This is a genomic window from Nitrosomonas supralitoralis, assembly GCF_003011925.2.
Lineage (GTDB): Bacteria > Pseudomonadota > Gammaproteobacteria > Burkholderiales > Nitrosomonadaceae > Nitrosomonas > Nitrosomonas supralitoralis.
Genome location: NZ_PXXU01000005.1, coordinates 47699 through 67992, shown reverse-complemented (window position 1 = coordinate 67992; position 20294 = coordinate 47699). Strand labels below are relative to the sequence as shown.

Annotated in this window: 20 protein-coding genes and 2 riboswitches; of the genes, 4 read left to right on the top strand and 16 right to left on the bottom strand. The window is 42.2% G+C overall.

All coding sequences use genetic code 11. The annotated features are described in order from the left end of the window. Positions 1-11: 11 nt before the first annotated feature. From folD to C7H79_RS02605, 6 genes are all read right to left on the bottom strand, one after another. The gene (gene folD / locus C7H79_RS02630) at positions 12-878 is read right to left on the bottom strand and encodes a bifunctional methylenetetrahydrofolate dehydrogenase/methenyltetrahydrofolate cyclohydrolase FolD (protein ID WP_106705745.1); all 867 of its coding nucleotides are present in this window, start codon (positions 876-878) and stop codon (positions 12-14) included. 91 nt (positions 879-969) lie between these two features. Continuing rightward, positions 970-1659 carry a hypothetical protein gene (locus C7H79_RS02625; RefSeq protein ID WP_106705744.1) on the bottom strand — a complete coding sequence of 230 codons (690 nt, stop codon included), beginning with the start codon at positions 1657-1659 and terminating at the stop codon, positions 970-972. Positions 1660-1826: 167 nt separating this feature from the next. Next, the gene (metF, locus tag C7H79_RS02620) at positions 1827-2687 is read right to left on the bottom strand and encodes a methylenetetrahydrofolate reductase [NAD(P)H] (RefSeq protein ID WP_106705743.1); all 861 of its coding nucleotides are present in this window, start codon (positions 2685-2687) and stop codon (positions 1827-1829) included. A gap of 143 nt (positions 2688-2830) precedes the next feature. Beyond that, a complete protein-coding gene (gene ahcY, locus C7H79_RS02615; RefSeq protein ID WP_106705742.1) occupies positions 2831-4264 on the bottom strand; it encodes an adenosylhomocysteinase in 1434 nt (477 codons plus the stop codon). A gap of 16 nt (positions 4265-4280) precedes the next feature. Then, positions 4281-4362: riboswitch (S-adenosyl-L-homocysteine riboswitch) on the bottom strand. A 50-nt stretch (positions 4363-4412) separates the two neighbouring features. Further along, a complete protein-coding gene (metK, locus tag C7H79_RS02610) occupies positions 4413-5576 on the bottom strand; it encodes a methionine adenosyltransferase (protein ID WP_106705741.1) in 1164 nt (387 codons plus the stop codon). 333 nt (positions 5577-5909) lie between these two features. Next, positions 5910-6611: an alpha/beta hydrolase gene (locus tag C7H79_RS02605; protein WP_106705790.1), complete on the bottom strand. Its 702-nt coding sequence runs from the start codon at positions 6609-6611 to the stop codon at positions 5910-5912. Positions 6612-6700: 89 nt separating this feature from the next. Between C7H79_RS02605 and C7H79_RS02600 the strand changes: the two genes are divergently transcribed. Further along, on the top strand, positions 6701-7816 hold the full coding sequence (locus C7H79_RS02600) for a transglutaminase-like domain-containing protein (protein ID WP_106705740.1): 1116 nt from the start codon (positions 6701-6703) through the stop codon (positions 7814-7816). A 56-nt stretch (positions 7817-7872) separates the two neighbouring features. On the opposite strand, the gene C7H79_RS02595 is transcribed toward C7H79_RS02600, so the two are convergent. From C7H79_RS02595 to C7H79_RS17830, 3 genes are all read right to left on the bottom strand, one after another. Further along, entirely contained in the window at positions 7873-8898 is a 1026-nt protein-coding gene (locus C7H79_RS02595; RefSeq protein WP_242447104.1) for a M14 family metallopeptidase, read from the bottom strand. Continuing rightward, positions 8895-10319 carry a glutamate-cysteine ligase family protein gene (locus tag C7H79_RS02590; protein ID WP_106705739.1) on the bottom strand — a complete coding sequence of 475 codons (1425 nt, stop codon included), beginning with the start codon at positions 10317-10319 and terminating at the stop codon, positions 8895-8897. Before C7H79_RS02590 ends, C7H79_RS02595 begins: the two co-directional genes overlap by 4 nt. 255 nt (positions 10320-10574) lie before the next feature. Beyond that, positions 10575-10736: a hypothetical protein gene (locus C7H79_RS17830; protein WP_172592329.1), complete on the bottom strand. Its 162-nt coding sequence runs from the start codon at positions 10734-10736 to the stop codon at positions 10575-10577. A 276-nt stretch (positions 10737-11012) separates the two neighbouring features. Continuing rightward, positions 11013-11228: riboswitch (cobalamin riboswitch) on the top strand. Positions 11229-11366: 138 nt separating this feature from the next. Here C7H79_RS17830 and btuB point away from each other — a divergent pair. From btuB to cobO, 3 genes are read left to right on the top strand one after another with little or no spacing between them, the layout of a single operon-like run. Beyond that, positions 11367-13229, top strand: a complete 1863-nt coding sequence (gene btuB, locus C7H79_RS02585) for a TonB-dependent vitamin B12 receptor (protein ID WP_106705738.1) — start codon at positions 11367-11369, stop codon at positions 13227-13229. A gap of 14 nt (positions 13230-13243) precedes the next feature. Continuing rightward, positions 13244-13822, top strand: coding sequence for a hypothetical protein (locus C7H79_RS02580; protein ID WP_106705737.1), 579 nt, complete (start codon positions 13244-13246; stop codon positions 13820-13822). 4 nt (positions 13823-13826) lie between these two features. Then, positions 13827-14432: a cob(I)yrinic acid a,c-diamide adenosyltransferase gene (gene cobO / locus C7H79_RS02575; RefSeq protein WP_106705736.1), complete on the top strand. Its 606-nt coding sequence runs from the start codon at positions 13827-13829 to the stop codon at positions 14430-14432. A gap of 251 nt (positions 14433-14683) precedes the next feature. Here cobO and C7H79_RS02570 read toward each other — a convergent pair whose 3' ends face one another. The 7 genes from C7H79_RS02570 to ccmD form a co-directional block, all read right to left on the bottom strand. Then, on the bottom strand, positions 14684-15163 hold the full coding sequence (locus C7H79_RS02570; protein WP_106705735.1) for a peroxiredoxin: 480 nt from the start codon (positions 15161-15163) through the stop codon (positions 14684-14686). A 2-nt stretch (positions 15164-15165) separates the two neighbouring features. Next, positions 15166-16491, bottom strand: coding sequence for a c-type cytochrome biogenesis protein CcmI (ccmI, locus tag C7H79_RS02565; RefSeq protein ID WP_106705734.1), 1326 nt, complete (start codon positions 16489-16491; stop codon positions 15166-15168). Next, on the bottom strand, positions 16488-16988 hold the full coding sequence (locus C7H79_RS02560) for a cytochrome c-type biogenesis protein (protein ID WP_106705733.1): 501 nt from the start codon (positions 16986-16988) through the stop codon (positions 16488-16490). The genes ccmI and C7H79_RS02560 overlap by 4 nt, the downstream gene beginning before the upstream one ends. Positions 16989-17021: 33 nt before the next feature. Continuing rightward, the gene (locus C7H79_RS02555; protein ID WP_106705732.1) at positions 17022-17552 is read right to left on the bottom strand and encodes a DsbE family thiol:disulfide interchange protein; all 531 of its coding nucleotides are present in this window, start codon (positions 17550-17552) and stop codon (positions 17022-17024) included. After that, positions 17549-19603, bottom strand: coding sequence for a heme lyase CcmF/NrfE family subunit (locus C7H79_RS02550; RefSeq protein ID WP_106705731.1), 2055 nt, complete (start codon positions 19601-19603; stop codon positions 17549-17551). The genes C7H79_RS02555 and C7H79_RS02550 overlap by 4 nt, the downstream gene beginning before the upstream one ends. Before the next feature lie 79 nt (positions 19604-19682). Beyond that, positions 19683-20132 carry a cytochrome c maturation protein CcmE gene (gene ccmE / locus C7H79_RS02545; RefSeq protein WP_106705730.1) on the bottom strand — a complete coding sequence of 150 codons (450 nt, stop codon included), beginning with the start codon at positions 20130-20132 and terminating at the stop codon, positions 19683-19685. Beyond that, a complete protein-coding gene (ccmD, locus tag C7H79_RS02540; protein WP_242447109.1) occupies positions 20116-20280 on the bottom strand; it encodes a heme exporter protein CcmD in 165 nt (54 codons plus the stop codon). Before ccmD ends, ccmE begins: the two co-directional genes overlap by 17 nt. Between the last annotated feature and the right edge of the window lie 14 nt (positions 20281-20294).

The window sequence follows — 20294 nt, the reverse complement described above, 5'->3', positions numbered from 1 at the left end:
GGTTAAATGGCTTACGGTTTCTTAATACCGACTTGGGCACGTTCAGCGGCCAAGATAGTATTACACAACAGCATGGTAATCGTCATAGGCCCTACTCCTCCAGGAACTGGCGTAATGTAACTGGCCGTCTCTTTAACTGATTCAAAATCGACATCGCCACAGAGCTTGCCATCGGGCAATCGATTGATGCCTACATCAATTACTACCGCACCCGGTTTCACCATTTTAGCAGTAATCATGCGCGGCTTACCCGTTGCGACTACCAAAATATCAGCAGCCTTAGTAAATTGCGACAAATCATGTGTTTTTGAAGTACAAATAGTAACTGTAGCCCCTTGTTCTAATAACATCAATGCCATTGGTTTCCCAACAATATTGCTGCGCCCAACCACAACTGCGTGCTGACCTTCAATTGGGACGCGGTTTTCTTTCAACATCATCATAACACCATAGGGAGTGCAAGGTGAAAAGACAGTGTTTCCGGTAACTAATGCACCTACGTTATAGAGATGAAAACCATCCACATCTTTCTCTATAGCAATAGAAGTGATGACGCGATTATTTTCAAAATGTGCTGGGAGTGGCAATTGAACTAAAATACCGTGAATATTAGGATTTTCATTCAGTGATTGAATACAATCCAATACCTCATCCAGTTCTGCATGCTCTGGGAAGCTATGTACTTCAGAATAAATCCCAATATCGCCACATGCTTTGATTTTATTCTTAACATAAATCGCTGACGCCGCATTATTGCCAACAATAATCACAGCCAAGCCTGGCTTGACGTCCGATTTAATGAGTTTATCAGCACGAAGTTTCCATTCAGCACGTACCAATTCGGCGATTTTCTTGCCATCAAGTATATGAGCAGACATCTATTTGTTAACCGTCAGTTGAATCATTCTGCTGAAGTTTTCGATAAAGTTGGATGAGATGGGGCATATTAGTAACAACTTATAACCAAGATTAATTGACTTTTTTGTTTTTTTTTATTCTTGTGCGATATATAAAGATACCGATCAAAAATACTGGTATAACAAAAAGTGCCGCAGCAATAAGTCCAGCCGCAAGAATTGCGATTGTGCTGTTTCCTGGCATGAACAAAGTTACAAACCAAATTACTAAGAAAGCTAACAGCAAGCCGCCATAAAGCATTATTTTTCTGCCACGGTCATATAATCGCCAGAAAGCTCCAGACACCTGTGTTTCGTCAACATAGTGATCAAATACTTCGGCCAGACTGCTGTCACCCATTTCAGATTCATAGCCGATGGCTACCGCCAAGGCATTATGATCCTCTTCCAATTTGGACATTTTTCTCAGAAACTCAATACGTTTGATCGCTTTCTGTTTATGTAGACCATCTTGAATTAACATAGTTTGCAAAGCTGCAAAGGCAATCTCACGCGCTTGCTCTGAATTTCCCAGGTTTTCCGCAAATTTCCACATAGCACCCAACAGGTACAGTTGAATTGTCATTTCGTAAAATTCTGGAGCAAAATCATAATTCTTGCTTTTAATCAACTCAAGCTGCGTGCTCTTAACTATTCTGGCATGTTCGACACATGCGTCCATAGTTGATACATCTGGAGTAATTGTCTCTGGTGCGGGTGCTTCCACAATCAACTCATCGACAGCGGTATTTTTCTCTTTCATGTGATAACCTCGTGCTTTTTTATTTTAATCAGATTATTGATAATCATTATATACCGGCTTACTCAACCAAGAAAAAGATCATTCCGAATACATTGCTAGTGACAATCAGTTACCAATTGCCCGAAGTTTATAATGACTACTATTATGATAAGTAAAAATAAAGCTAATTACTGCGCGTTTTCTTTAAAATTAAGCCGCTGCCAAATAGTAGAGGTTAGATGCGCTGAATTTAAAGTATAAAAATGCAATCCGGGCGCCCCCGCTTTTAATAATCGCTCGCAGAGATCAGTCACAATATCCAAACCAAACGCTTGAATGGAAGCATTATCATCACTATACCCCTCTAGCTTCCTGCGTATCCACCGAGGAATCTCGGCGCCGCAAGTATCTGAAAATCTAACTAGCTGCGAAAATTTATTAATGGGCATAATCCCGGGCACTATTGGAATATTTAATTTCGCTGCTTCGCAAGACTCTACGAAATGAAAATAAGCATCAGCATTATAAAAATACTGGGTAATTGCCGAATTTGCTCCTAATTCAACTTTACGTTTAAAATTATCAAAATCCGTTTGCGCAGACCGAGCTTGTGGATGATATTCCGGATAAGCAGCCACCTCAATATGAAATGATGAACCGAACTCTTGCCGGATAAAAGCAACCAACTCGCTGGCATAACGAAATTCTCCAGCTTGCGCCATACCCGATGGTAGATCGCCGCGCAGAGCAACAATATGCCGAATACCTACCTGATAATATTTTTCCAGAATAATGCGGATATTTTGATGCGTTGAGCCGATGCAAGACAGATGAGGTGCAACAACATGTCCTTCCGACTGAATTTCCAGTACTGTTTCAAATGTCCGTTCACGAGTTGAGCCTCCCGCACCAAACGTTACAGAAAAAAATTTGGGATTTAACTGCGCCAACTGCTGACGCGTTAGTCGTAATCTTTCGATACCTTGTTGAGTTTGCGGTGGAAAAAGCTCAAAACTGAAAGTTGGGGAAAATTTTTTCTGTGAATCCATCTATACAAATCTATTAAATGTAGAATTATCACTCTTGCTGTCGATAATTATTACTTTGATCCTTGAAGATTTTGTCAACGAGAGGAAAAATCAAATTAGAGCAAATTCAATTGATCCTCTGCAATGAATAAATCTTCTAATGATTAATATCGATACATTTCAGGCTTATATGGACCATCCTTATCAAGGCCCAGATATTTTACCTGTTCATCTGTCAGTTCAGTAAGCTTTACTCCTAGCTTTCCGATATGCAATCTCGCAACTTTTTCATCTAGTCGTTTTGGTAAAACATAAACATTTTTTTGGTAATTTGCGCCATTCTGCCACAACTCCATTTGCGCTAATACCTGATTAGTAAATGAACTGGACATTACAAATGAGGGGTGTCCAGTAGCGCATCCTAGATTGACCAATCTACCCTGTGCCAAAACAATGATACGACGCCCAGTCGGAAAAATAACATGATCAACCTGCGGTTTGATATTCTCCCACTGGTATTTCTGAACAGAAGCAATGTCGATTTCCGAATCAAAGTGGCCAATATTGCAGACGATCGCTTGATCTTTCATTTTTACCATATGATCATGCGTAATCACGCGCAGATTTCCTGTTGCAGTCACAAAAATATCCGCCTGATCACAGGCATCATCCATGGTAACAACACGATAACCTTCCATTGCCGCTTGTAGCGCGCAAATAGGATCAATCTCGGTAATCCATACAGTTGCTCCCAAACCACGTAACGACTGTGCACAACCTTTACCAACATCTCCATAACCACAAACTATAGCTATTTTACCGGCAATCATTACATCTGTTGCTCGCTTGATACCATCAACCAGTGATTCTCTGCAGCCATAAAGATTATCAAACTTTGATTTGGTCACAGAGTCATTTACATTAAATGCTGGAAACGGCAGCTCTCCGTTTTTATTCATTTCGTATAATCGATGCACCCCGGTAGTGGTTTCCTCTGTTACGCCACGTATCCTGGCAAGATTCATTGAATACCAGTTAGGTCGTGATGCCAGTTTATTTTTAATCGAAGCAAATAAAGCTGTTTCTTCTTCGTTGGTCGGGTTTGCAATCACAGCAGAATTTTTTTCTGCTCTGGCACCCAATATTAGTAATAATGTAGCATCACCACCATCATCAAGGATCATGTTGGCACCATGCGATTGCTCATCAGCCGACCACTCAAAGATCTGATGAGCATACTCCCAATAATCACTTAGAGATTCACCTTTATAGGCAAATACTGGAATATTTTTCGTGGCAATTGCCGCAGCAGCATGATCCTGAGTGGAAAAAATATTACATGACGCCCAACGGACTTCTGCACCCAGCTCCACTAGCGTTTCGATCAATACGGCGGTTTGAATTGTCATATGCAAAGAACCTGCAATGCATGCGCCTGCCAGTGGTTTTTGACTGGCATACTCCGCGCGTAATGCCATTAATCCAGGCATTTCCGTTTCGGCAATTGCGATTTCTTTGCGTCCCCATTCTGCCAATGAAATATCAGCAATTTTGTAGTCACTGAAGACGCTACCGTCGGGATTAAGCACAGCGTTCATAATCATCTCCTTAAAATATGAACGAGCGCCGTTGTAACAAATAATAACCGTCTATGATGAGCCTCACGGACCAAACCGTTGCAGCGCTCCTCAACACAGGGGAAGAATTAATTTAAATCTAATCGGGATGGAAAATATAAACCAAAATTTATAGACCAGCATCGACACGTAATTGATCGGCCTTATCCGTAGCTTCCCAGGTGAACTCAGGTAACTCACGCCCAAAATGCCCATATGCCGCCGTCTTGGCATAAATTGGACGTAATAGATGAAGTGTATGAATTATACCGCGAGGACGTAAATCAAAATGTTTTACAATTAATTGCACAATCTTTTCATCAGTAATTTTGCCTGTGCCAAATGTATTGACCATTAACGAAACGGGGTGTGCAACACCGATAGCATACGCAACTTGCACCTCACATTTACTGGCAATTCCAGCAGCCACAATATTCTTTGCAACATAACGCCCAGCATAGGTAGCTGATCGATCAACTTTGGATGGGTCTTTTCCGGAAAAAGCACCGCCGCCGTGATGTGCTGAACCGCCATAGCTGTCCACAATGATTTTCCGTCCGGTTAAACCACAATCACCCATAGGCCCACCTACAACAAAGCGTCCAGTTGGATTGACCAAATACTTAATCCGATCACTGACCAATTCAGGTGGCAATACAGGTTTAATAATTTCTTCAATCACTGCCTCTGTCAATGTTTTGTGCGAGATATCAGGATCATGCTGAGTTGAAATAACGACAGTTTCAATACTCTTCGGTTTATCTTTTTGGTATCTAACTGACACTTGTGATTTAGCATCCGGACGTAACCAAGCCAGTTGTCCTTTTTTTCTTAGTTCTGCTTGACGCTCAACTAAACGATGTGCATAAAAGATGGGCATCGGCATCAATTGTGGCGTTTCATCGCATGCAAACCCAAACATCAAACCCTGATCACCTGCACCCTGCTCCATTTCTTCTTCTTGAGATCGATTGACACCTTGAGCAATATCCGGAGACTGTTTGTTAAAAGCGGTCAAAACCGCACATGTAATAGAATCAAAGCCTATACTTGAACTGGTGTAACCAATATTCTTGACTGTTTCACGTGCAATGATATTGTAATCCACAGAGGCGTGCGTTGTTATCTCACCCGATAAAACAATTAAGCCAGTACTGCATAGTGTTTCACAAGCAACCCGTGCATTAGCATCTTGACTCAGAATTGCATCCAACACAGCATCAGAAATCTGATCAGCAACCTTATCTGGATGCCCTTCAGAAACAGACTCAGACGTAAAAAGATATTCACTCATAGTTTAGAATAATTAAGTTTTGGAAAGTAGTTAATCGTATAGCAGGCAGTCGAAAACTATCTGCAATACCTTTGCAGCGTTAAAAACGGATTCAAAACGCTAATTTATTATTATGCACAAACCGCGTTTTTAATCCGTTATCGCTTTGTATTGATTTCCTAGGGAACGTTTTTTCAATAGCCTGTTAAGTATACCTGATTGTATTTTTGGATTCAGTCATTCACAGCGTTACTAGTTACTATTATGATCAATGTTTTTGATAGAAGGGGCGACAAACCATTTAGAAACTACCTACGTCTACTTGAAGATGTAAAAACGCACTCAATTTGCTCTTTAAGATTTATCTGGACAACCATCATTCATGATTCGCCGCAACCAATTATTAATATCGACAATTTCTTGTCCACATACAGAATGTGCTATCGGATACTCATGCCATTCGAGCCGGCAATGAGTAGATAGTAATTTCTCCTTCGAAGCAATTGCATTCGCAATAGGAATTATCGTATCAAAAGTACCATGCGCCATAAATATGGGCGTCATAGTATTCATTGCACTAGCTTCTGCTGAAAATGTTTCAGCAAGCGGTAAGTAGCACGATAATGCAACAATTCCACCGAGCGACATGGCATGACGCAGGCCGACTTGTAATGCCATTGCCCCACCTTGCGAAAATCCTGCTAGAAAAATATTTTTTGCAAATATACCACGCTGCATTTCTCTCTCAATCAAGGCAGTTATCGTATTCTGCGAATCACGAATACCCGATTCATCCTGATGAAAATTAAAATCAGAAGAGAAAATATCATACCAGGCTCGCATAATGTATCCATTATTGATACTGACAGGACGTTCCGGAGCATGTGGAAAAACAAATCGAATCGTTTTTTCGGTTAGTAGCTCCAATTCATTAACGATGGGGACAAAGTCATTTCCATCTGCACCCAATCCATGCAACCAAATAATGGCGTAATTTGGGTTAGAAGCTGTTTCAATTTCAATCGCAGGTAAAAATTTAGTTGTTTCTGTCATCATTTGAAACAAATCCTCATATCGCATTGACATAATAAATTGATAGGATAAAATCTGCTCAACTTAATTAAGTCCTAAGTAAAGAGGTAGCTATGAAACGCAGAAATTTTATAAAACTATTTGGAACAAGTGCACTGTCGCTTTCTGCTTCACCTTCGATCGCAACGCAATTACTATCCTCCGATTATAGTAAATGGACCAGTTATCGCATATCCTACCAAATAACTCTTCCAGCTAGCGGTAAATCTGCGCACTTATGGCTCCCCTTACCTGACAACAATGACTCTGACACTGCTTTTCAATTTACTCAGGGTAACAATTGGCATGGCAATGCGACTAAAGCTTCATTTTCTACTTTGGGCGCGGACCCATTTCCCATATTCAATGCGGTGTGGCATGGTAAACCACAGAGCGATCAGCGGCATGTCACTGTCAACTGTATAGTCAAAACCGTTCATCACGCTATCGATCCGACACTTTACCCTGAAAATAAAAGCCCGGCATTACCGAATAGTATCAGGAATTATATTAATCCGACCCAATTGAAACAAACTAATGGAATTGTGCGTGAAACTGCACACTCGATTATCAAGGAGAAAAATGCCGCCACGTCATTAGAAAAAGCAAAAGCTATTTATGACTGGATTATCGATAATACGCAATATAATGAAAAAATTCGCGGACGCGGGCAAGGCAATATTACATATATGCTCGAAAAGAATGAACTCAGTGGAAAGTGCGTTGATCTCAATTCATTGTTTGTCGCACTTGTAAAAGCAGTTGATATTCCAGCGCGAAACCAGTATGGGATTCGCATCAACGATTCAGACTTGCATGCTAGTATCGGACAATATGGTGACATCAGTCAGTCTCAGCATTGTCGCGCGGAATTCTTCCTGGCAGGACGCGGCTGGATACCGGTCAATCCGTCTGATGTTCTGCAAGTATCAAAACTAGGTGAACTAGCTCTGGATGATCCAAAAATTATACAACTCAGAGAAAAATTCTTTGGTACCTGGGAAATGAATTGGTTGGCATTTAATCATGCCGAAGATCTGGCGCTTAGCCCTAATAGTTCTGGAAAACTTCCTTTCTTCATGTACCCTCATGCAGAAATTGAGGGAAAATCGTTAGATAATCTAGATCACGAAAATTTTTCGTATAAAATCACTTCTGCGGAGCTTGTTGGAACCGGCATCAAGTTTTAATTAACCTATTACCCACGCTTCGATTTTAGCAGCCGGAGCTCGCTACAAAAATCAAATCAGATTTTGGTTGGCAGCGTGCTCAATCGCTCCATCAAATAGCACAAACAATCCTGGCGAATAATTCTGGTATCTCGTGTTAGCATCGCGGGCATTACTGGGCGTCGAGTTATCAACTCACCCGCTTTAATTTCGAAATAATAAGCGCTGATATCCTGACCATTTTCATTGCGGGTGCACAGCGGTATCAGATTCCCATTCGCCACATACCCTAACCGTGTACCTGTCTTTAATTCGAAAAAGTTATATTGATCAATACGTTCCTCCAGGCACAAATCAGATTCGCCAGCACCAATGCTTAAACTAACCGTCTTAGGTACTGTAACAACAGCGACACTATGAAATAAATCAAGGTCCTGCTTGGCAACAGGATGTGTTGGGAAATCTGACAGGTGTAATGCGCCTTCGACAAAAACTGCGGCATGATCCACGCCACTTCTTCCCCCAGGTTTCCCACATTCCAATGTCACTGCTGGACAAAGATGAGCAAAAGCTTCAGATTGAACTCCTTTAGGTGAAGTGAAATACACAACGATACGTGAAAACATGGTGGACAAGTGCAAAAAGGCATCATCCAACCGATTAATGCACGCGTAATGTGGATTTAATCCACTGTTATTGTGGATATCTATGCTAGCAAACACACCTCTCTGCGCCATTATTTCAGTCACCTCTCGCGTCATGCGGTATTCTGGAGCGATATCATCGTTGCCCGCTGACCAGATTCGATTATAGTCCAACTGCCCTTCCAGACGTCGTACACCTCGACGCGCCGCTTCGACATTGCCAATAAAAAGTGAGAGGGCACGTGGCAATGAAGCGTTTTGATATTTCTTTAATACATCCTGTATTGCTTTTAACCCAGTATCTTCATTGCCATGAAGCAAAATGGATACAAACAACGGCACATCTCGACGTCCTGGAAGGTGTATTAAGGTTGGGCCGGGTATAAGGGTATGCAGCTCTGTTGCTTCAACTTGCAGCAAACCATCTGGTAAATAATCCAACTGAGTCAACATGCTCATATGTCCCACTCATGCACAGGTGCACCATCAGATTGCCTTTCAAGATAAGCAGCTACAAGTTGCAGATTATCCGCCTGATGTTTTTCACGATAAGTCCGCTGCCAAACGGCACCGGTTTGACCGGACTGTACCCGCATTTCGATAATACCCAGATGATAATCAATATCAAACTTGTCAATTTTCAAACTCTGCAGACCTTGTCGCGCCATCGGTAAAATTTCTTCCAGCAGCAGGGTTTTTGCATCAGTAGCATTCTCATCCCACCACACCATCTTTGCATGCAATCCTTCGCGCGCCGCAGCATAAAAATTATTGCGCGCTTGCTTAAAACTGAGCCGAGACTCGGGTGCATCGCTTAAATCCGCAAGGAAACGAGCCAGACCGAAATACAAAGCCGCATTTGCCATCATATCGACAATGGTCGGACCGGCGGGTAATACACGTTGTTCAATACGCAGATGCGGAGTGCCATCTGGATCAAAACCAATCAAAGGTCTGACCCAACGCCAGATGGTCCCGTTATGAAGTCTAAGGTGTGCAAACTGCTGAGGCGGACTATCCATTAACATAGGAAGCAAGACAGGATGCGTTGCAAGATTGTGTGCAAAACACTCAAACAAAGATTCTCGCGCATATCCTTGTCCAAAACTGACGCGATGATTTTCCAATTTTGATTCGTCAACGATTTCGACTGACTGTTCAAACAAAGAAACACGTGTTTCATCCCATAAGTCGGTGTTAAACAAAAAAGGCGAATTTCCTGCCGCAGCCAATAAAGGACCGGCGGCTATAATGGACGCATTGAAATATCGAACTGCGTCGTTCTGAGCGCATTGTAAGTGTATCTGAAACGATGTTGCAGCAGCTTCCAGCATCACATCCGGATGATTGATATCGAGATTTTCACGTCCCTTGATACGAATACGAAGAGGCCGGCCCTCCCGTTGCATGACCACCTGATCATTTAATGCGCGATAGCGTTTAAGATCGGACATATTAGTAAGGCAAAGATCTTTTTGCCGTATAGTGGGTAAGATCCCCACCATCATTAATACACTATCCATTTCATACGCAACTTCCTGACATTGCCGCCAGTTCTGACTTAATTCCCTGGAGATTGCCGACAGCACATTCCCTCGCAATGGCAAGGGAGTCCCGTTCAGTTCCGCATTGAAACATGAAAGCTCAGGAACCACCAAAGGATTGTTAAGACGGGTCAGAAATGCTTGATTGATCGGAGATGGAAAATAATTGTGATCAACCAGCCAGAATTCCAGCTCATATCCACAAATCTCACCAATATTCGAAAAACGTCCCTGCGCTAATTGAGTTTGCAATAATTCCGCTTCATTCTGTAAACGACGGTGATATTCCTTAAAGGTTTGTTCATTGAAATGCGTCTGGGATATCTCTTGGCCCATCTGTAAAATCCATAGTGAAGGTGTGAATCCATCGAATACAAGTAAGATGACAGTTTCATCACCCGAAAGCAATGTAGCAAAGATTGGCAATCAGGTCAAAAATGATCAAGCTTACAGGATTGCGCTTATTGAAAACTTTCCTTAATTCTAATCTAGAGTGCTGACAATAATTTCAAATTAAAATCATTTTCGAAGGAACAACCCTTTCCCTGATCTAAAACTACTAAAAATCTCTGCACTACTGCGTAAATTTTCTTAAAAACTGCCAATTTTGGGGTTTCTGGCTGACCCTTTGTCGGCATCTATCCGATTTGCCTCGATGTGCGTACTCTCGATAGCTGCTTCGAAATGCATCAATTCGTTCTGGTAGGCAGTGGCAGTGTGAACCCCACGCACATAGCAGTCTTGCGCGTCCACAACCTGGTAACTGCGATAACCAAATTGCGCGATTCCTTATTTTTCTCGCATCCGGGCCGGCGCTTTTTCTTTCAATACAGGTGACTCCCGGTTGGCTGCCATTCTCAAATTAAACGGATTAAGTGAGACTGATTGCTGCGTATCATGACTTACCAGATTGACGAGCTTGAAAGCAACAGATTGCTCGCTCGTCGCTTCTTGACAAAATAGCTAGTACGTTGCGCCACATGAAAAATCCACCAATTTCCTTGACATACCTGCCACAGGTCAGGTAAGTTCCGTCCTCACATTTCAGGTGCCTTCAAGTTTTTCCTTGAAAGATAAACGGGAAGCTGGTGCGCTTTGATTAAATTCGAGCAATGCCAGCACTGCCCCCGCAACGGTAAATGAGTAACCCATCTGCTTTAGGCCACTGTAACAATACGGGAAGGCGCAGATCAGGAATTTATTCCGCTCATGAGTCCGGAGACCGGCCTGAAATAAACATACTGCGGTGTTGCGGAGGGCAATCGGTGGCATTTCGATCGGCTTTCTTACAGACTGATCTGTTTGTCTCTTTCCTAATTTACCCTTCGCATTCCCGGGCTTATAAATTTTACAACGCGCGGGTGTGCGCGAAGGAATCATATCATGCAAAAATGCCGCTTTCCAGCACTGACCGTGCTATGGTTGGGCATAACCACATCGGTATTCGCTGCGAATGCGGATCATCAGGAAAAACCGGTTATTGTTACCGCAACACGCACAGCGCAGACTGTCGATGCTGCGCTGGCTTCGGTAACAGTGATTACCCGTAAAGACATTGAACGCCAGCAAGTACGCTCGATTCAGGATTTATTTCGTGGTGTGCCCGGTATAAATGTAGTCAATCAGGGTGGAGCCGGCAAAGCAACCTTTGTTCAAATGCGTGGCACTGAGTCTGATCATGTTCTGGTGATGATCGACAACATCAAGGTTGGATCCGCCACATCAGGCACGACCGCGTTTGAAAACATTCCGATTGAACAGATTGAACGAATAGAGATTGTGCGCGGTCCACGCTCAAGTCTTTATGGTTCCGAAGCTATCGGTGGTGTCATCCATATCTTTACACGCAAAGGAGATGGTGCCGGATTAAAGCAGAATTTTGGTTTTGGCGGCGGCAGCTTCGGTACACTGGAAGGCTCCACAGGTTTGTCATATGGCGGCAAGCAAGGCTGGTTTAATATGACTGCCAGCGGTATCGGCACCCAAGGTTTTAATGCCTGTAACGGTTCTAGCAGTGCCGGCTGCTTTATTAATGAACCTCAGCCTGATCGGGATGGCTATCGCAATGTTGCCGGCTCTGCACGCGCCGGATATCGCTTTCAGAACGGATTGGAGATAGACGGTAGTTTTATGCAATCTGCCGGAAAATCTCAATTTGATGGTAGCTTCGCCAACAAGGCCGTTTTAATGCAGCAGGTTTTAGGTGGTACAGCGCGATACTCCCCATTGGATTTCTGGCGTATTAATTTGATTGGTGGTCGCAGCCGGGAGGATTCAGATAATTTTCTTGGTACTGTTTTTCAAGATCGGTTTAATACGATCCGTGATACGATTTCCGTATTGAATGATTTCACCTTGAACCCTAATCACTTATTAACCATCGGCATGGATTATCAGAAAGACCATGTCAGAAGCACACAGGATTTCACCGTGCATTCGCGTAATAACTGGGGTGTTTTTGCACAACATCAGGCAACTATTGCCAAGCATGATTTTCAGTTGTCGCTGCGGCATGATGATAATCAGCAATATGGTAGTCGAGTGACAGGCGGAGCTGGCTGGGGCTACCCGCTTACGGAAAACACCCGGTTACTCTTTAATTTTGGCAGTGCCTTTAAAGCTCCAACGTTTAACGAGTTGTATTATCCTTTCTCCAGCAACCCTAATCTGCGTCCGGAGGATTCACGCAGTTATGAGTTTGGCATTCGTGGCAAGACTAATTGGGGCAATTGGTCGTTGAATCTGTTTGAAACCCATATTAAACATCTGATTGCATTTGATGCCGAAACTTTTGCACCTGTTAATGTTGACAAAGCGCGTATCCGCGGATTTGAAGGTATATTCAGCACACAGATCAAAGGCTGGCAATTCAATACCAACCTGACACTTCTGAATCCAGAAGATCGTTCGTCCATTAATCCAGAAAATCCTTTGTCCGGGTTAAATCGCGGTAATATATTGCCTCGACGTGCCGAACAATCATTCCGATTGGATGCCGATCGGCAATTCGGTCAATACACGATGGGTGCGATGCTATTGGTTGAAGGTCAGCGCTATGATAATCTCGCCAATACCCGCAAACTGGATAGCTATGTTAAATTTGACCTTCGCGCTGAATATATTTTTAATAGACATTGGCGTTTGCAAGGACGTATTGAAAATATATTTAATGAACGATATGAAACAGCAGCATTCTATAATCAGCCCGGGCGGAATTTCTTTGCCATGGTACGTTATCAACCTTAATGAAGGAGTCAATCATGTTGATTTTATCTGCTCGCAGTCAAATGGCTATTGGAATATTGTTAGTATCAATAATGATAATCACCCGTAGTCATCATTTTGCCTCGATACATTATATGGCCGATGCATCTTGGGCCATTTTCTTTCTTGCCGGCGTATATCTGCGTTCCGCTTGGCCATTATTTGGTTTTTTTGTATTGAGCTGGTGGCTGGATTTTGCCGCCACCAACTGGGGAGGCGTCAGTGATTACTGCTTGACCCCAGCGTATATTTTTCTGCTGCCCGCTTACGCTTCTTTATGGCTGGCTGGTCGCTGGTACACTAAACGACATCAATTCGTACCCAGCACTTTAATGACACTTTCCATCGGTGCCATAGTCGGTTTAACTTTGTGCGGGCTATTTTCCAGTGGTGGCTTTTACTTCTTTTCCGGTCACATTGCAGAAACAAGCTTCAATGATTTCGGCGATCAATTTATCAAATACTTCCCACTCTATATCGAGACATTCGTGTTTTATCTTGGTATTGCCGTCGTAATGCACACGCTATTTACGTTGATCTCTCAACAACTTAGTCCACGCAACACAACCAATTAACAATATGATGGAGTCTGACCGCGCAGAGCGCTACCGTACGCGCATGCAACGTAAAAAAGTAGTTATTGACGAAGCGATAGCAAGCGCGGATCGTGAACAGGGCTTACTACTGGTTCTCACGGGTAACGGCAAAGGAAAGTCCAGTTCGGCCTTTGGCATGCTTGCGCGAGCACTCGGTCATGGCATGCGTGTAGGCGTGGCGCAGTTTATTAAAGGACGAACGGATACAGGTGAAGAAGCGTTTTTCAGCAAACAGGACAATGTCATCTGGCACGTTCTTGGTGAAGGATTCACTTGGGATACGCAGAATCTCGAACGTGACACCGAAACGGCACAGCGAGGCTGGACTATTGTGCAAGAAATGCTGTGCGATCCTTCAATAAATTTGATCGTACTTGACGAACTGACATATCCTCTAAAATTCGGCTGGCTGGATACATTTACCGTACTGAACGATCTGAAAAATCGCTCGCCTATGCAGCATGTTGTCATAACCGGACGTGGTGCACCCACTGCACTATATGAAATTGCGGACACAGTCACTGAAATGGTCGACATAAAACATGCCTTTCGTGCCGGCATTCAGGCACAAAAAGGCATCGATCTATAATGCTATTTTAATTGCGGATGTTTTATTGCATCATTTAAGCCGCTGGAACAGCGCTATGATGGTTGGCTGGCGTGCTTGGATATACCAGTGTCAACTTTATATAAGTTCTGGCATAGGTTGGGACTATATAACAACTAAATTTATCCTGTATACAGGGTTTGCAGTTAGAAGTAAGCGTCTCGTTATCACATACTACCCTTTTTTGTCAGCAGCATAAGTAACATGCCAAGGCATGGTTACAAGAGAATCAATTATTTATGTGAATTATTACTGACTGTTTTAATATAATCTAAAACTTCTTGTACGTGTCCAGGCACTTTAACTCCACGCCATTCTTTTCTCAGGAGACCATGTGAATCAATTACAAAAGTACTCCGTTCAATGCCACGAACCTGGTTACCATACATATTCTTTAATTTCATTACGCCGAACAAATCGCATATTTTTTCATCAATATCGCTTAATAATTCAAAAGGAAACTGCATTTTCGCTTTAAAGGCTTCATGTGACTTGATGCTATCACGAGAAATACCAACAATAATGCAATTCATTTCTGTAAAAAGATGCCAATGATCTCGAAAATCTTGACCTTCAACTGTACATCCAGGAGTATCATCTTTTGGATAGAAATAGATAATTACATTTTTTCCAATATAGTTAGCCAGCGAAAATTCTTCACTGTTAGTCGAAGGCAAAATAAAATTTTCTACTGCCTGATTAATTGTTAGCATCTTTATGGTATTTGCTTATCAATCACGATTGCAATATTATCGTTGCCAACTTTAATTGGTTTACTGAATCCTTGTAGATCGCCACTCGCAGGAACAGCCTGTCCTGATTTAGAAATTCTTGCTTCAATAACAATTTCCGGAAAACTGGACATTTTCATTGTTGGCATCATGGCCATATCGTCTGTCAGTGTAAAAGTTGCGGGCAGATCACTTGCCTTCAAACGAAGAATTGCTAATGGCATTTTTGGCCCAGTACTCGCACGTGCATAAATGAACAGGGTATCATTAGGTGCTACTTTGGAAGCCAATTCAGGTTGAATGTTTACCTGACCAGAAACAGCTAATGCAGTAGTTTCAGATGTATCCGCTGCAGTGTTATTAACTGGCTGTACATCCGTTTCCACTGCTGGTTCACTCGCCGCAATTGGCTGGTCTGAAACTTCTCCTTTTCCGTCAGAAGCCAAGAGCTTGGCTTCTGCAATACTATCCCTGACAGATTTCGCCAGCGGAGAGTCGGGAGGTATGGTGGTCAATAATTTTTCCCAAAGAGTCGAGGCTTCACTGTATTTTTCTTGTTCAAATTCCGCATGTCCAGCAAGTGCTAATGCCGGCGGGAACTGAGGATCAATCGCAAGCGCTTCATAAAGTAATTCTGTTGGCTTTCCAGCCAAAGTTCCTTGATTTTTCAATCCCAACACACGTGCATAGTCACTTAGGATTTGTGGATTATTAGGTACCAGTTCCGCCAATTTTGCATAAGTGTTACTTGCTTCCGTATAACGCTCCATAGCTGTGTAAGTGCGGCCCAACATCACCCAACCCTCAATATCTCCAGGATTATTACTCAATCTGGCAATAAGAGTTTCCAGTGCAGCCGAAAAATCATGACCTTCAGTATCTTCACCACCGTCAGTTCGATTCATTTGTGTTGCACTGGCAAGCTGCTCTTGCGACAATAATCCACGCGTATCACCAATATTTAAATACAAAAAAACTGCACTTAGTGGCAGCATCAATGCAATCACCGTTGAAAGCGCAATATTATGACTTTTTTTATTCTTCTGAAGAGTTACTTCCTCAACTTGCGTAACATCCTGCAGCATGCGTTGCTGAAGCTCCTGCTTGCTCTTATCATATTGTTCTTGACTTAGAATATCATTCTCCAAGTCTTTATCGAGTTCAACAAGTTGATCACGGTATACCGTAATGTTAACCGCATCGTGTTCCAAGTTTTTAACCTGAGTATTTTTATTCCGTAATAGCGTTGGAATAATAAATAATAATGCTGTGACAATGAAAATTCCAGAAATAACCCAAAAAGCCGTCATACGTTCTTACCTTTTTTATTCTCATTCAGTAACGCTTCCGCTTCCTTTAGCTGCTCTTGCGAAAGTGTTACATCCTCTATCTGTAAACGTCGACGTCTCAAAAAAACAATCAACGAACTCACTCCGATTACAAACAAAATGACCGGACCAAACCATAACAAAATTGTCGTGGGTTTCATAGGTGGATTATAAAGAACGAAATCTCCGTATCGATCTACTAAAAACTGTACAATCTCTTTATCCGTTTTATCGGCTTTTATTTGCTCTCGAATTTCACGACGAATATCATTTGAAAATTCTGCCCGGGAATCAGCAATGGATTCATTTTGGCAAACCAGACAGCGCAAATCCACCGTCAATGCCAGCATTCTTTTTTCAACTTCCGGATCTTCAGCAACGGGTAAAGCTTCTTTTGACCATGTGCTAAGTGGAAAAATTAAGAATAATACAAAAACAAAAATTGTAACTTTCACTACAGCACTAAATTGATGCATCATGAAATTGGACCCTTACATTGAATTTAAAATCTTTTATGCTTGACTCTGTAATTCTTTGATGAGCGGAAGAATTTTCTTTTCTAACGAATCTACTGTCACTGGCCCAATTTGTTTGTGTCTGATAATTCCTTTTTTATCGATTACATATGTTTCCGGAACACCATAAACTCCATAATCAATACCAACTTTACCATCAGTATCCACTATGCTTATAGCATATGGATCGCCATACCGCTTTAACCATTGTAATGCTGTATTTCGATCATCTTTGTAATTGAGTCCGTAAATAGGAACAATTCCAGAATTTGCCAATTGCACCAGCAAAGGATGCTCATCCCGACAAGCAACACACCAAGATGCCCATACATTGAGCATCCATACCTTGCCGAGATTATCATCTGAAGACATAATTTCTTCGGGCACATGCAACTGGTTAAGTTGAAATTTTGGTGCCGGCTTATCAATCAAAGGTGAAGGCACTTGCCGCGGATTTAACGTCAATCCAATCAGCAAAAAAACTGCCAATATTATAAAAAATGCTAAAGGCATTAAATAACGTGTCATACCTTGTTTGTCTCCGTCGCCAATTCAACTTTAGTTGTCGCAGATACAGTCGTTGCGGGAACCTCTGCTGATTGCTTTTCTGATTCAATATCGCTTGCATTGTCCAATTTCTTTTTGGTAACCTTCAGACGATACCGTCGATCAGTAATTGATGTAATACCGCCCATTGCCATCAATAAACATCCAAACCAAATCCAATCGACAAAAGGTTTATGATAAGCGCGAACTACCCAAGCCCCATTCGATAATGGCTCTCCCAGCGCAACATAAAGATCACGAAATAAACCTGTGTCAATGGCTGCCTCAGTCATAGCCATACCCGAAGCATTATAGGTACGTTTTTCTGGATATAAATTACGTATAAACTGGCCATCCTTGAATACAGAAAGATCGCCTTTAATTGCTTTATAGTTAGGACCAACCACATCACTGGTGCCATTAAACTGAAACACATAATCACCAACCGTTACCTTACTGCCAATTTCCATGCGCACATCTTTTTCAGTTTCATAGCTGTTTACCAAGGTTACACCGATAATAAATACCGCCACCCCGATGTGTGCGCAATGCATTCCGTAATAACTTCTTGATTGTTTAGATAATCTAATAAATAAATTGCCTTCTCCCGAATTATTTAGGCGATGTTTTAAATTAACAAATGCACAAACAATTATCCAGAATGATAACAATAAGCCAAAACTCACCATTGGTTTCCATTCACCCATAAAGAACGGTGTAATTAAGGCAGAAATCATACTAATAGCAAACGCCCAGCGCAAACGAACTGCCAATGCTGGCAAACTCATTTGTTTCCAACGAGAAATCGGTCCGATACCAATCAAGAAAATCGCCGGTGTCATAATAGGAACAAAAACTGCTTCAAAAAACGGAGGACCTACTGACAGTTTACCCAAGCCAAGAGCATCAATAATCAATGGGTACAGTGTTCCCAGCATCACGCTTGCCGCTGCCACTAGGAGCAATATATTATTGGCCAATAGCATCGATTCGCGCGAAAGCAAATCAAATTTACCTCCCAAACCCACCTTGGGTGCTCGCCATGCAAATAACAACAATGCGCAACTAATGACGATCACAAGGAAACCAAGTATAAATACCCCACGTGCAGGATCGGTCGCAAATGCATGTACAGAAGTTAAAACTCCAGAACGCACTAAAAATGTTCCCAGTAAACTCAGCCCAAATGTGGTAATTGCCAATAAAACTGTCCAACTTTTGAAGCTGCCGCGTTTTTCGGTAACTGCCAGCGAATGAACCAAAGCCGTACCAACGAGCCACGGCATGAACGATGCGTTCTCTACCGGATCCCAAAACCACCAACCACCCCAACCTAATTCATAATATGCCCACCAACTACCGAGCATAATCCCAATCGTTAAAAATACCCACGCAATAATCGTCCATGGTCGCGACCAGCGCGCCCAAGTCGCATCCAGCTTTCCGCTCAATAATGCTGCAATAGCAAAAGCAAAAGCAACAGAAAATCCCACATACCCCATATAAAGCATAGGCGGATGCACTACCATACCAAAATCCTGTAACAGAGGATTCAAATCACTTCCTTCCATTGCAGCAGGTAATAGTCGATCAAATGGGTTTGATGTAAATAACATAAACGTCAAAAAACCAATACTGACCAGCCCCAAAACTCCAATGACTCTTGCCACAACATCGTCTGGTAACTGCTTGCTAAAAACACTGACCGCAACGGACCAACTAGCAAGCATCAAAACCCATAGCAATAAAGAGCCTTCATGCGATCCCCACGTTGCTGCCAAGCGAAAATGAAATGGCAACTCCGTGTTCGAGTTATTGGCTACATTTAGAACAGAAAAATCACTACTGACAAAAGAATATGCCAAACAAAAAAATGCAATCAGTATAAATACAAATTGCCCCTGAACTACTGGCCTCGCCAATGCTATCCAAGAAGGAATACCACGTGCCGCACCAATAATAGGCAACGTTCCTTGTAAAGTGGCTAAGAGGAGAGCAAGTATTAAAGAAAAATTACCAATTTCTGGAATCATGATTTTATTTAAAAATTAAAAATTATTCAGGATTAAAAATTGAACTTCCCCAAGGAGCATGAGCTTCTCAGGGAAAACTTTATTGCGTCAAAGATGCTTTCTGTGCTTTAGCTGCTTTTTCTAAGGCATCTGCAGCTTCAGGCGGCATATAGTTTTCATCGTGTTTGGCAAGAACTTCATCAGCCACAAAAATGCCTTCACTGGATATTTTTCCCTGCGCTACCACACCTTTACCTTCTCGAAACAGGTCTGGTAAAATCCCTGTGTAAACAACAGGTATCGTTTCTGCAGTATCGGTCACAGCAAAATGCACCGTAGTCGATCCATCATCTCGCTTAACACTACCTTCCGCAACCAATCCACCAATGCGGAAACTTTTACCAATTGGTGCTTCTTTAGCAATAACCTGAGTTGGGCTGAAGAAAAAAACCAGATTACTCTGAAAAGCATTCAATACTAGAATTGCAGCAACTCCTAATGCAGTCACTCCAGAGACTATCATTACAAGCTTCTTATGGCGTGGTTTCATTTTTTGTCTCATTATTATCTAAGTCCTGGATGTGACTATATTGTCTTTCTAAAGTTCGTTGGCGATTAGAAATTAACAGAATTTCACCTGCTATACATATGAAAGTCACAATATATGACCCCCATACATAGAGCCCATATCCGCCCATTGAGAAAAATTCGG